At 69.5% G+C, this 9,814-nt stretch carries 11 protein-coding genes; 3 read left to right on the forward strand and 8 right to left on the reverse strand.

Annotated features, from left to right (window positions below; translation table 11 throughout):
• Positions 1 to 11 precede the first annotated feature (11 nt).
• Both glpK and AB0I43_RS30085 read left to right on the forward strand, forming a co-directional pair.
• Positions 12 to 1,532 (forward strand): glycerol kinase GlpK, encoded by a 1,521-nt coding sequence (glpK, locus tag AB0I43_RS30080; RefSeq protein ID WP_356977320.1) that lies wholly within the window; start codon positions 12 to 14, stop codon positions 1,530 to 1,532.
• Between the two features lie 133 nt (positions 1,533 to 1,665).
• Positions 1,666 to 2,046, forward strand: a complete 381-nt coding sequence (locus AB0I43_RS30085; protein ID WP_356977322.1) for a DUF1304 domain-containing protein — start codon at positions 1,666 to 1,668, stop codon at positions 2,044 to 2,046.
• Between the two features lie 4 nt (positions 2,047 to 2,050).
• Here AB0I43_RS30085 and AB0I43_RS30090 read toward each other — a convergent pair whose 3' ends face one another.
• The 8 genes from AB0I43_RS30090 to AB0I43_RS30125 all read right to left on the reverse strand — a co-directional run bounded on the left by AB0I43_RS30090 (position 2,051) and on the right by AB0I43_RS30125 (position 9,107).
• Positions 2,051 to 2,431 carry a VOC family protein gene (locus tag AB0I43_RS30090; RefSeq protein WP_356977324.1) on the reverse strand — a complete coding sequence of 127 codons (381 nt, stop codon included), beginning with the start codon at positions 2,429 to 2,431 and terminating at the stop codon, positions 2,051 to 2,053.
• A gap of 34 nt (positions 2,432 to 2,465) precedes the next feature.
• Positions 2,466 to 3,719 carry a hypothetical protein gene (locus AB0I43_RS30095; protein WP_356977326.1) on the reverse strand — a complete coding sequence of 418 codons (1,254 nt, stop codon included), beginning with the start codon at positions 3,717 to 3,719 and terminating at the stop codon, positions 2,466 to 2,468.
• A 185-nt stretch (positions 3,720 to 3,904) separates the two neighbouring features.
• Complete coding sequence (locus AB0I43_RS30100; RefSeq protein ID WP_356977328.1) at positions 3,905 to 5,131, reverse strand: cytochrome P450; 1,227 nt, start codon at positions 5,129 to 5,131, stop codon at positions 3,905 to 3,907.
• A gap of 9 nt (positions 5,132 to 5,140) precedes the next feature.
• The gene (locus tag AB0I43_RS30105; protein ID WP_356977330.1) at positions 5,141 to 6,397 is read right to left on the reverse strand and encodes a cytochrome P450; all 1,257 of its coding nucleotides are present in this window, start codon (positions 6,395 to 6,397) and stop codon (positions 5,141 to 5,143) included.
• Complete coding sequence (locus tag AB0I43_RS30110) at positions 6,394 to 6,993, reverse strand: ATP/GTP-binding protein (RefSeq protein WP_356977332.1); 600 nt, start codon at positions 6,991 to 6,993, stop codon at positions 6,394 to 6,396. The genes AB0I43_RS30105 and AB0I43_RS30110 overlap by 4 nt, the downstream gene beginning before the upstream one ends.
• On the reverse strand, positions 6,968 to 7,315 hold the full coding sequence (locus AB0I43_RS30115) for a DUF742 domain-containing protein (protein WP_356977334.1): 348 nt from the start codon (positions 7,313 to 7,315) through the stop codon (positions 6,968 to 6,970). The genes AB0I43_RS30110 and AB0I43_RS30115 overlap by 26 nt, the downstream gene beginning before the upstream one ends.
• The gene (locus tag AB0I43_RS30120) at positions 7,312 to 7,731 is read right to left on the reverse strand and encodes a roadblock/LC7 domain-containing protein (RefSeq protein ID WP_356977336.1); all 420 of its coding nucleotides are present in this window, start codon (positions 7,729 to 7,731) and stop codon (positions 7,312 to 7,314) included. The genes AB0I43_RS30115 and AB0I43_RS30120 overlap by 4 nt, the downstream gene beginning before the upstream one ends.
• Entirely contained in the window at positions 7,731 to 9,107 is a 1,377-nt protein-coding gene (locus AB0I43_RS30125; protein ID WP_356977337.1) for an ATP-binding protein, read from the reverse strand. The genes AB0I43_RS30120 and AB0I43_RS30125 overlap by 1 nt, the downstream gene beginning before the upstream one ends.
• A 199-nt stretch (positions 9,108 to 9,306) precedes the next feature.
• On the opposite strand from AB0I43_RS30125, the gene AB0I43_RS30130 reads away from it, so the two are divergent.
• On the forward strand, positions 9,307 to 9,744 hold the full coding sequence (locus AB0I43_RS30130; protein ID WP_356977339.1) for an SRPBCC family protein: 438 nt from the start codon (positions 9,307 to 9,309) through the stop codon (positions 9,742 to 9,744).
• Positions 9,745 to 9,814: the final 70 nt, after the last annotated feature.

Raw genomic sequence — 9,814 nt, forward strand, 5'->3', positions numbered from 1 at the left:
GCGGCGCATCGATGAGCGCCGAGCGGACCTCCCGGGCGCGCTACGTCCTGGCCATCGACCAGGGCACGACCTCCAGTCGCACCATCCTCTACGACGCGGCCGGGCACCTGGTCTCGGTGGCGCAGCGCGAGCACCACCAGATCTATCCGGCCGCCGGGCAGGTCGAGCACGACGCTGTGGAGATCCGCCGCAATGTCGAGAATCTGCTCGGCCGGGTGCTCGCGAAGGCGGGCGTCGCCGCCGAGCAGGTGGTGGCGATCGGGATCGCGAACCAGCGCGAGACCACGGTGCTCTGGGACCGGCGCACCGGCAAGCCGGTCGGCAACGCGATCGTCTGGCAGGACACCCGCACCGAGGAGCTGGTCGCGCACCTGGCCCGCAGGCCCGAGGCCGCCACGGTGGCCGCCCGTTGCGGGCTGCCCCTGCTGAGTTACTTCGCCGCGCCCCGCATCCGGTGGATCCTGGACGACCAGCCCGGGCTGCGCGCGCGGGCCGAGCGCGGCGAACTCCTGTTCGGCACCATGGACACCTGGCTGATCTGGAACCTCACCGGCGGCCCGGACGGCGGCGTGCACGTCACCGACGTGACCAACGCCGGGCGCACCATGCTGATGCACCTGGAGACCCTGGACTGGGACGAGGAGCTGCTCGGCTTCTTCGACGTCCCGCGCGCCCTGCTGCCCGAAATCCGTTCCAACGCCGAGATCTACGGCCGCACCGCCTACGGCATCCCGATCGCCGCCGCCCTCGGCGACCAGCAGGCCGCGCTGTTCGGCCAGACCTGTTTCGACGCGGGCGAGGCGAAATGCACCTACGGCACCGGCAGTTTCCTGCTCGCCAACACCGGCACCGCGCCGGTGTACTCCGAGCACGGCCTGCTCACCACCGTGGGCTTCCGGATCGGCGCGGCGCCCGCGCACTACGCGCTCGAGGGCTCCATGGCGGCCACCGGCACGCTGGTGCAGTGGCTGCGCGACCGGCTCGACCTGATCGATGCCGCGCCCGAAATCGAAACCCTGGCAAGCACGGTCGAGGACAACGGCGGCTGCTACGTGGTTCCTGCCTTCTCGGGCCTGTTCGCGCCGCGCTGGCGCGCGGAGGCCCGGGGCGTCATCGCCGGGCTGACCTCCTACATCACCAAGGGTCATCTGGCCCGCGCGGTGCTCGAGGCCACCGCCTGGCAGACCCGCGAGGTCGTGGACGCCATGAACGCCGACTCCGGCCGCGCCCTCACCGAGCTGCGAGTGGACGGCGGCATGACCTCCAACAACCTGCTGATGCAACAGATCTCGGATGCGCTCGGCGTCCCGGTCGAACGCCCACTGTACGCGGAGACGGTGTCGCTGGGGGCGGCCTACGCCGCCGGTCTCGCGGTCGGGCTGTGGCCCGACATGACTGGGCTGCGCCGCAACCGGCATACCGCCGGGCGCTGGCTTCCTGCGCTTCCGGCCGAACGCCGGGACCGGGAGTACCGGCGCTGGGCCCAGGCCGCCGACCTCACCTACAACTGGACCGAGCCGATCGAGCCGTAACCCGGTGCGCGGTGCCATCATCGAGGGGGCGCGCGGCGCGGCGACCGAGCCAATGGCAAACACCCGGCTACCGTCCTGTGCGGGCCGTCCGCGACCCCGCGCGTCACCGGAGTATCCGATCCGAGGAGGGTTCGTGCTCGCAGTCGTACAGATCCTGGCCGCTCTCGCGGCGCTGATCCACGTCTACATCTTCACCCTGGAGAGCCTGCGTTTCACCGACCGCAAGGTGCACGCCGGCCTGTTCCTGGTGGACGACACCGAACTCGAGGCGGTCAAGCCCTGGGCGTTCAACCAGGGCTTCTACAACCTCTTCCTGGCCATCGGGACGGTGGTGGGCCTGATCCTCGTCCGGCCCTGCCCCGCCGCCGGGTGGGCGCTGCTCATCATGGGGTGCGGCTCGATGCTCGCCGCCGCGGCCGTGCTGGTCGCGACCGATCGCCGCATGGTGAAAGCCGCTGCCTCGCAGGGCACCCTGCCCGCGCTGACGCTGCTGGCCGCGCTCACCCAGCTCTGAGCGGTCAGTCCTGCCAGACCAGGCAGAAGATGTGCCCGACCGGGTCGGCGTAGACCCGGAAGGCGCCGTCGGTGTCCTGCTGGACCAGCCGGGCGCCCAGCTCGAGCACGCGCCGCTGCGCGGTCTCGATGTCGTCGACGAGCACGTCGAAATGGATCTGCTGGGACGCCTGCGGGTCCGGGAAGCGGGGCGGCCGATAGTCGGGCGCGGTCTGGAAGGCCAGGCGGCGGCCGGTGGCGTCGGCGAGGACGATCCAATCGTCCTCGCTGTCCTCGATCAGTTCCGCGCCGAGCAGCCCGGCGTAGAACTCGGCCAGTTTGCGGGGCTCCGGGCAGTCCAGAACCACGCTCCGCAGGCTGCCGATTCCCGTTCGCGCGTTCGTCATCGATCCTCCTCGCAGTTGCTGAGACACTGCTCGCTTACCCGGGCCGGCGCGGAGTACTCCTCCACACCAGGAACAGCGGGCGCACCCAGGGCGCGCAGGCCACCGCGCCGACGAGCAGCAGCCACGGAATCCGCCACCACCAGCGCAGGCCGTAATCCCGCTCCGGCGGAAGCGGCCCGGTGAGCGGTCCGGCCGTGGCCGACCAGACCACGAAGGCGTCACCGATCGGCAGCAGGCCCAGCGCGTAGCGTTTGCTGCCGGGCAGCGTCAGCGGCAGGCCGAGCAGTTCGCCCTGCGCACCCAGGGCCCGCGCCAGCGCGGGATCGCCGTTGACCTTCGCGGCCCCCTGGCCCACCACGGTGGCGGACAGGCTGATGCCGGCCACCAGCGGACCGGAGTCGACATCGCCGCTGCCGTCGTGGCCGTGCGGATACTCGCGCAGGGCGGGGCCGAAACCACCCGGGTACGCCAGGAATTGCCGCCGGAACGCGGCGTATTGAGAGCGGGCGAACTCGGCGTCGATCTCCGGCAGGAAACGCAGGATCATCGTCTGCGATGTCGCCCGCGCACCGTCGCGCACGCTCCCGTCCGGCGCCACCTCGTGCGGCAGCAGCCCCGTGGCCGGGTCGAGCCGGGCGCGGACGGCGCCGAGCCAGCGGCGGGTCACCGCGCCGAAACGCGCGTCGCGCAGGTGGTCGTGCAACCGCAGCGAGGCGATGGCGACCGTCGAATCGACCGGCCACGCCTGGCCCGGATAGGCCGCCAGGAACGGCGTGGCCGACGCGTCGAACGCCTCGGCGATCTCGGTGCCGGCCGCGGTGAACCGTTGCGCCAGTTCGGTGTCGGCGCCGTCGAGCGCCAGCACGCCGCCGCGCAACCAGTTCGTCCATCCCGCCCAGAAGATCCCGTGGGCAGGCCGCAGGTCCGCGGCGAAGGCCGCCTTTCCCGCCACGGACTCCAGACGACCCAGCGCCCAGCGCGATTCCCGCAACGCCTGCACCCGATACTCCGGATCGCGCTGCCCCGCCTGCACCCAGGCGATCCCGTACAGCGCGTTCAGAAAGAAATACCCTTCCGGAAACAGCGACTGCGCGTCCCGATCCGCACCTCGTTCGATCGCGCTGCGCACGAAGGCCAGCTGCCGGTAGGTCCCGCTCGGCTGTCCTGCGGCGCCGGGTTGCGGCCACAGAAACCGCCCGGCCGCCAGCACGCACACCAGCGTGACCACCACCCCGGCCCCGCGCAACACCCACCGAAACCGCTTGCGCCGCACTTGTTCCAAGATCACCACCCCTCCGCGCCATTATGCGGGAGGGTCGCATCGCCGGCCGCACGGACGCGAGGGGTTGTCAGCTCTGGAGTTTCGCCGGTTCGAGCCTGTGCGCTGAACGCGGGTGACGCCACTGCTGCGGCGGTGCCGTCGGCACGCGACTTCGACGGTGGCGCGAGCGATCTCGCGCCACCGCGCACGCACTATCGCGCGGGATCCAACTCCACGGGCAGCGACCGGTGCCCATTGGAGATGAAGCTGTTCACGTGCCCCAGCTCCCGCGGATCAGCGGCGAAGGTCATGTTCGGGAACCGCTGGAACAGCGCCGGCAGCGCCACCAGGGCCTCCAGCCGCGCCAGCGGCGCGCCCAGGCAGTGGTGCGCGCCGTAGCCGAAGGCCAAGTGCTCCTTGGACGGTCGCGTCACGTCGAACTCGGCGGCGGTCGGCCCGTGCACCTTCTCGTCCCGGTTGGCCGCGGCGTAGCAGGCCAGGATCGGGTCCCCCTTGGCGATCCGGAAGCCGCCCTCGATCTCGATGTCGTCGGCGGCGAAACGCAGCGGAAGATGCGCGACCGGCGCCTCGTACCGCAGCGACTCCTCCACCAGATCCGACCACGCCACATTGCCCTCGACCACGGCCGCGCGCTGATCGGGCCGGGTCAGCAGGGCGTGGATCGCCTGATCGAGCAGGTTGACGGTGGTCTCGTGGCCCGCGCTGATGACCAGCAGCAGGGTGTCGATGAGTTCCTGCTCCTGCAGGTAGGTGCCGTCTTCCTCGTCCCGGTGCGTGATGAGCAGGCTGGTCATGTCGTCGCCGGGGTGTTCCCGGCGGTAGGCGACCAGTTCGCCCAGGATCCGGTACATCTCCATGTAGTTGGCCTGGGATTCCTCGGGCGTGAGCGAGGTGTCGAAGATGCCGTCGACGCACTTGCGCAGGCCACCGTGCAGGAAATCCGGCACGCCCATGAGTTCGGAGATCACCTGGATCGGAAGCGGATACGCGAATCCCTCGCGCAGGTCGACCGGCCCTTCGGCGGCGGCCAGATCGTCGAGCAGTTGCTGGGTGATGCGTTCGATGCGGGACCGCATGGCTTCGGTCCGGCGGTGGGTGAAAGCCGGGGCGACGAGCTTACGTAGTCGGCGGTGGTCGGCGCCGTAGGCGGTGAACATGTTGTTCACGGCCACCCAGAGGAACAGCGGCCAATCCGGCGGCACCTCACCGTTGATGAACGCCGGCCAGTGCTGGCGGGCGTCCTTGGAGACGCGGGCATCGATCAGCAGCTTCTTCAGCAACTCGGCGTCGGTCACCGACCACGCGCGCACACCACCGGGCAACTCCACCAGACTGACAGGCCCGCGCTCGGCGATCCGCGCGGCCTCCCCTTGAATGTCGGTACCGGCGGGATCCAGGACAAGGGGCTGATTGTCCATGACTTCTCCTTAATACACGTGCAGCGGTGGGGATTTCGGAAAGGTGACCGGGAGGGACACCAGCGCGCGATGGAAGGGGCCGGGCCGCCAATTGAGCTGTGCGACGGTCGGGACCCCCAGGCGCATTTCCGGAAGTGCGTCAAGGATTTGATCGATGGCGTCCTGGGCGAGCAGATAGGCCACGGATCGAGCGGGGCAGGCGTGCGGGCCCAGGCTCCACGCCAGGTGGGAGCGGTTGTCGGTGTATCCGCCCGAGTTGATCGCGGGATCGTTGTTGCAGCCGGCCATGCTGATCACGACCGGCTGATGGGCCGGCAGCCACACGCCGTCGATCAGCATGGGCTGCCGGGGATAGGACACGCAGTAGTTCGCCATGGGCGGGTCGGTGAAGAGGACCTCGTCCAGGGCGTCGCGCGTGGATAGGCTGCCGCCCAGCAGATTTCCGGCGAACCGGTCGTCGGTGAGCATGAGCAGCAGCGTGTTGACGATCAGGTTCTGCTCGGGCTCGATGCCGGCGCCGTAGAGGGTGACCAACTGGTGGATCATCTCCACGTCGGTCAGGTTGGCGGGGTGGGCGAGCAGCCGCGAGACGATGTCGTCGCCCGGTTCCTTGCGCTTGCGGGTGGTGAGCTCCAGCAGCGCGTCGGCGAGCATCGCGTTGCCCTTGTCGGCGTTGACGCCCTCGAAGATGGCGGCCATGCCGGTGGCCACCTGCTGGCCGATGTCCGGTGGGCAGCCGAGCATCTCGTTCAGCACCGCGAAGGTCAGCGGGAACGCGTACTGGCTGATCAGATCCGCGCTGCCGTCGGCGCAGAAGGTATTGATGAGCGGGATCGCGATGCGCTCCACGGTGTTGTGCAGCGCGTGCAGGTCGACCGCGCCGACGGCGGCCAGATTGGCCTGGCGGTAGCGGGAATGCTCCACTCCCGCGCTGCGTAGCGCATTCGGGCGCCACTCCAGCATCGGCAGGATCGGGCATTCGCCGGGCACCTGCTGCTGCCAGGTGCGCGGATCGGCCGGGAAATGATCCGGATCGTGCAGAATCCGCAGCGCGGTGTGATAGCCGATCACCAGGGTCGCCGGAATGCCGGGCGAGAGCTCGACCGGTACCAGGGAGCCGTATCTGCTCCGCATATCGGCGTAGGTGCGATGCGGGTCGGCCGCGTATTCCTCGGAGTACAGCGCGACGCGGGGACCATCGGTATCTACCGGAGAGCCGTGCGGAACAGGGCAACGTGGGGCGGCGGCCTGGGGCGGCAAGGTCAAAGCAGAGACTCCTGACGGAGGAACAGGAATTCGACGAGCGTGATCAGCGATTGCAGACAGGTCCCGCGATTGCGGGCGTCCAGCATGGTGAGGGGGGTGTCCGGCGCGAGGTCCAGCGCGTCGCGGACCTCCTCGAGCGGATAGCTCTTGGCGCCTTCGAAGTGGTTGACCGCCACCGAATACGGCACGCCGCGCTCTTCGAGCACCGAGAGTACCTCGTCGGAACGTTCGATGCGGCGGGTGTCGACCAGCACCAGGGCGCCGAGCGCGCCCCGGGCCAGTTCCTCCCACAGCGGCACGAAGCGCTGCTGGCCGGGCGTGCCGAAAAGGTAGAGCGCCAGTTCCGGATTCAGCGTGATACGCCCGAAATCCATGGCGACGGTGGTTTGGGTCTTGCTGCCCAGGCCGGCCATGTCATCGATGCCGATGCTGGCCTCGGTGATGGTTTCCTCGGTGCGCAGCGGGGCGATCTCGGAGACGGAGCCGACGAACGTCGTCTTGCCCACGCCGAAATTCCCCGCCACCAACAGCTTTACCGATCGGGTCACGGTCTCCGGGACATAATTGACATCAGGCCGGGAGAGCACGGAGCCCATCGAGTACCTCCTTGAGAATGGCGAGCTGCGGTACGTTGGTGGGCACGGGAATGGCCAGGCACTCGTGGTCGAGCAGGTCGGAGACGACGATCTTGGCCACCGAGGGCGGCAGGTCCAGGTAGGCGGCGATTTCGGCGATGGAGAGCGCGCCGCTGTCACACACCTCGCGCACGCGCCGGGCTTCCGGCCGCGCACCCTGCGGCAGCTGACTGCCTGCCGCGACGACGATGGTCACCAGGTCCAGCTCCCGGCTCGGGCGCGAGCGCCCGCCGGTGCGCACATAGGAGCGAACCAGGTCGGGGTCGCGCCGTGGCCTGGTCATCGCCGATCGCTGTCCGCTCTCCGGTGCGAGTACTTGCCTAGCTCGTGCCCGACCCGAGCGGCGAGCTCGTTCATCCGGTGCGCGATCAGGCTGACGTCGGCCTCGGAGGTGGTCGAGACACCCAGCAGCGCACCGTCTCCGGCGGCGGTGATGAAGATCATCCCGTCGTCGTATTCGGTCATGTTCTGCCGCAGCGCGCTGGTGGAGCCGCCGCAGAATTCGCCGAGCGCCTTGCCGAGCGAGCGCAGGCCGGAGGCGGCCGCGGAGAAGCGTTCGGCGTTGTCGCGGGAGATGCCCTGCGAGTGCGCGATCCGCAGGCCGTCCTCGGACAGCAACACCGCGAATCGAACTCCGGGAACCGCGAGCTCTTCGAGTAACCAGCCGAGTTTGTTGGTGGAATCGGTGGCGGTGCTCATCAAGGCGTCGTCCCTTCCGTGTCGAGAGTGCCGTTGGTGGGGCTGTCCTCCGCGGCGGCCGCGCGGCCGCTCTTGGAGCCGGTCTGCCAGGCGGCGGCGATATCCGGGCGCGCGGGCGCCGGATCGGTGGCCTGCTGCTGCGCGGGCGGACGGGTCGGAGCGGCGGAGAGGCTGGGCGCGACCGGGCGACGGCGGCGCTTGGGCAAGCCGCCGCTGGTGATCTCGTGCACCGCGAAGGACTGATCCCCCACGTTGCTGTCGGGTTCTGGAACCGGCGCGGGCGCCGGTTCGGGCCGGGCGATCGGCTCAGCGACCGGGACCACCTCCGGTGTGGCGAGCAGGGATTCGGGAATGTAGACCATGGCCCGCATACCACCGTATGCGTTCGGGCCATCGATGTAGACGGTGAAGCCGTAGCGGCGAGCCAGGGCGGCCACGCCCGGGAAGCCGACCTTCGGCGCGGGACCGAGCTGATGGATGTCGACGGTGCGCTCGCCCGCGAGGATCTGGCGCGCCTCCTCCATCTGCTCGGCGTTCATGCGGACGCCCGCATCGTCGATGATGACGGTGACGCCGTGGTGCCCCTCCTGGAAACTGATGTCCACGAACGACGTCGGCGGCGAATAGCGCAGCGCGTTGTCCAGCAGGGTTGCCAGGGTGTGCACGATCGGCTCCACCGCGCGGCTGATGACGACCCGGTCGGACTGGTGGGCGCGCACGCGCAGGTAGTCGCGGACGCGGCCGGTCGCGCCGCCGACGACGTCGGTGAGCGACTGGGCGGGCCAGCGCCGGCCGGGCAGGCCGCCGCAGACGATCACATAGGACTGCGCCTGGCGGATCATCTGCTGCACGGTGTGGTCGATGCGGGTGAGCGTGGCGTAGACCTCGTCGTCGCGATGCGCGCGCAGCGCGGCGCTGACGACCTGGCCGGCGTCCGCGCCGAGGCTGACCACCGAGGTGCCGAAGGCGCGGACCGCGCCGCTGGTGGCGTCGCGCGCCGCCGCGGTGACCTCGGTGCGAGCGGCCACGTCGGCCTGTTCGATGGCGCCGCGCGAGCGTTCCTCGGCGTCGGCCTGCACCTTGCGCAACTCGTCGGCATAACGCTCACCGAGCCACTGCAGGCACTGCACGAAGCGGGAGTTGGCCAGCGCCTCGGGCGCGTCGATGGCGGCGCCGGGGTTCTCGAATCGCCGGACGGCGTCGGTGATCGCCGGAACCGTGTGCACGGCGAAGGATTCGAGGGTGTCCTCGTACGCGCGCTGCTGTCTGGTTAGCTCGTCGATCCGGTTCTGCTGCCGTTTCGCAGCATTCAGAAAATAGACCAAGACGGCTACGACCAGCGCCGGAGCGATGATCCACGGAAGTACCTGTGCCATGTCTAGGCTCATCCGGTTACGTCACGCCTTTCTACACACCCGCCGACAAACGAGGTCCAAATCCTCACATTGCCTGCGGGACAGGCGATCACACCACGCTCCCGCGGACCCGCTCACCCTAGCAGCATCACGGCGAACTCGTAACGTTCAGCAACCATTGCGAATTCAACGAACCGCCGGTACCGGTTACCATGCGCGCATGGCGAAGCTGAAGGTCTCCGTTGATGTCCCGCTAACTCCCGAGCGGGCCTGGGCCCATACGTCCGACTTGTCCGAGCTCGACCAGTGGCTGACCATGCACGAGGCCTGGCGCAGCGAGGTGCCCGCGGAACTGGCCCCGGGCACGACGCTGGTCGGCGTCGCCTCGGTCAAGGGCTTCCGCAACCGCGTGACCTGGACCGTCGAGAAGGCCGAGCCGCCTCGCCGGCTGAAACTGCGCGGCGCCGGCAAGGGCGGCACCAAGCTCGGACTCGAACTCCTGGTGGCCCCCAAGGGCTCCGGCTCGGAGGTCACCGTCGATATCGAACTGGGCGGTCGCCCTCTCTTCGGCCCGATCGGTTCCACCGTCGCCCGCGCCATCAAGGGCGATATCGAAAGGTCCCTGGACAAGTTCGTCGCGCTCTACGGGGACAAGTAGGCCGGAAACGACTCGGGCCCGCGCTGCCGAGGCAGGGCGGGCCCCTGCTGGGGGTGCGTCAGTGGACCAC

This window comes from Nocardia sp. NPDC050435, from assembly GCF_040655395.1.
Lineage (GTDB): Bacteria > Actinomycetota > Actinomycetes > Mycobacteriales > Mycobacteriaceae > Nocardia.

Coding starts and splice junctions, on each gene's coding strand:
- glpK (WP_356977320.1), top strand. CDS start 12: ATGAGCGCCGAGCGGACCTCCCGGGCGCGCTACGTCCTGGCCATCGAC.
- AB0I43_RS30120 (WP_356977336.1), bottom strand. CDS start 7,731: ATGAGCACCGCCACCGATTCCACCAACAAACTCGGCTGGTTACTCGAA.
- AB0I43_RS30125 (WP_356977337.1), bottom strand. CDS start 9,107: ATGGCACAGGTACTTCCGTGGATCATCGCTCCGGCGCTGGTCGTAGCC.
- AB0I43_RS30130 (WP_356977339.1), top strand. CDS start 9,307: ATGGCGAAGCTGAAGGTCTCCGTTGATGTCCCGCTAACTCCCGAGCGG.
- AB0I43_RS30090 (WP_356977324.1), bottom strand. CDS start 2,431: ATGACGAACGCGCGAACGGGAATCGGCAGCCTGCGGAGCGTGGTTCTG.
- AB0I43_RS30110 (WP_356977332.1), bottom strand. CDS start 6,993: ATGGGCTCCGTGCTCTCCCGGCCTGATGTCAATTATGTCCCGGAGACC.
- AB0I43_RS30115 (WP_356977334.1), bottom strand. CDS start 7,315: ATGACCAGGCCACGGCGCGACCCCGACCTGGTTCGCTCCTATGTGCGC.
- AB0I43_RS30100 (WP_356977328.1), bottom strand. CDS start 5,131: ATGGACAATCAGCCCCTTGTCCTGGATCCCGCCGGTACCGACATTCAA.